This window comes from Candidatus Saccharimonadia bacterium (genome assembly GCA_035544015.1).
GTDB lineage: Bacteria > Patescibacteriota > Saccharimonadia > UBA4664 > UBA4664 > UBA5169.
This window is the reverse complement of record DATKIP010000075.1, coordinates 1-1252: the sequence shown is the minus strand read 5'-3', so window position 1 is coordinate 1252 and position 1252 is coordinate 1. Positions and strand designations below refer to the sequence as shown.

Here is a 1252-nt window from a genome sequence, read left to right as displayed (position 1 = left end):
CGCCGCAGAAGCATGTATGGCGCGCCCACATCATCCTGGCGACGGCCGAGGGCTGCGGTACCGCTGAGATCATGCGCCGCTCCGGCAAATCGAAGCCCGTGGTCTGGCGATGGCAGGCGCGATTCATGGCCGAGGGTGTCGACGGGCTCACCCGCGACAAGACGCGCAAGCCCGGCAAGCAACCGCTTCCCGCCACCGTCGTGCAGCGGGTGGTCGATCTGACGCTCGGCCCGCCACCGGGCGATGCAACCCACTGGACCGGTCGGATGCTGGCGAAAGCGGCTGGCGTGAGCCTGCGTTCGGTGCAACGCATCCTCGAAGCGCACCGACTGGCGCCGCATCGCGTTCGCACCTTCAAGCTGTCGACCGACCCGAAGTTCGCGGCGAAGCTCAAGGACATTGTTGGTCTCTACGTCGATCCGCCCGCCCATGCGGTCGTTCTGTCGGTCGATGAGAAGAGCCAAATCCAGGCGCTCGACCGCACCCAGCCGGGGCTGCCGATGAAGCCGGGCCGCGCTGGGACGATGACGCACGATTACAAACGCCACGGCACCACCACGTTGTTCGCGGCTCTCAACATCCTCGACGGCACTGTCATCGGCCGCAACATGCAGCGTCACCGCCATCAGGAGTTCGTCCGCTTCCTCAATACGATCGAGGCGCAAGTTCCGGTGGGAAAAGTGATCCATGCCGTCGTCGACAACTATGCCACCCACAAACATCCGCGGGTGCGCCGATGGCTGGCCCGTCACCCGCGCTGGACCTTCCACTTCACCCCGACCTCGGCGTCCTGGCTTAACGCCGTTGAAGGCTTCTTCGCCAAGCTCACACGCCAGCGTCTCAAGCGCGGCGTCTTCCAATCCGTCGTCGACCTGCAACTCGCCATCAACCGCTTCGTGGCCGAGACCAACGCCGATCCCAAACCCTTCGTCTGGACCGCCGACCCCAAACGCGTCCTCGCCGCCGTCAAGCGTGGGAAGCAAGTGTTGGAGTCAATCCACTAGCCCCGCGAGGCCTTTCGTTGTACTCGGTTCGCCATTCTTCAACCTTCTCGCGGGCTTCGTCCAGCTCCAGGAACCAGTGCGGCCCAAGCACTCCAGTTGCACATGGCGTTGAAGCTCTTCGCATGGGCATTGTCGGTCGGCTCCCCTGGTCGGGTGAAGTCGAGCGTGATGCCATTTGCGTAGGCCCATAGGTCGAGCTCCTTCGACGTGAACTGGCTTCCCTGGTCGACCCGAATTGTCATCGGAAG

Annotated in this window: 1 protein-coding gene and 1 pseudogene; one reads left to right on the top strand and one right to left on the bottom strand. The window is 63.9% G+C overall.

The features are described 5' to 3' along the window. Nucleotides 1-1004, top strand: a 1004-nt coding sequence (locus VMT30_03615; protein ID HVQ44027.1) for an IS630 family transposase, incomplete at its 5' end; no start/stop codon positions are given. Here VMT30_03615 and VMT30_03610 read toward each other — a convergent pair. Next, nucleotides 967-1252 (bottom strand): annotated as a pseudogene (locus VMT30_03610) (integrase core domain-containing protein). The gene VMT30_03615 and the pseudogene VMT30_03610 overlap by 38 nt on opposite strands.